1 protein-coding gene is annotated in these 480 nt (G+C 26.7%); it reads left to right on the plus strand.

All coding sequences use genetic code 11. The features are described 5' to 3' along the window. Positions 1-326: 326 nt before the first annotated feature. A partial coding sequence (locus L988_RS14125) for a recombinase family protein (RefSeq protein ID WP_197053973.1) occupies positions 327-480 on the plus strand: 154 nt, incomplete at its 3' end.

Here is a 480-nt window from a genome sequence, read left to right on the forward strand (position 1 = left end):
TAATCTAATTTTGAATAATTTTTAAATCATATTTTGAAAATGTGTAATATCTTGCTAAAGGCCTCGCGTCGTTTTTTTTGTCCTTTTGCACCAATTAGCCTTTTTAGTCAATAAAATCAAGGGATATCAAAGTTTGGTATCTCTTTTTTATTTACGAAATAGTCAAACAAGTTATGATAATATTGACTATCAAACTTTATTCTAAAATATAGTCAATAAATTCCTAACCTTTAATCTAATTGACCTATATACTTATTATTTAAATATATATAGACTAACATACCTCATTCCTGTAAAATATTAAAGGCTAACAGGAGGAGATAAGAATGATATACGGTTTCTGCAGAGTAAGTACAAAACATCAAAATTTACAAAGGCAAATAGATGCACTTGTTAAATACGGTATTAATCAGCGTTTCATATTTACAGATAAATATACTGGAAAAACTTTAGATAGAGAAGGACTAAATGAACTCTTAA

Origin of the sequence: Cetobacterium sp. ZWU0022, assembly GCF_000800875.1 — a bacterium.
Lineage (GTDB): Bacteria > Fusobacteriota > Fusobacteriia > Fusobacteriales > Fusobacteriaceae > Cetobacterium_A.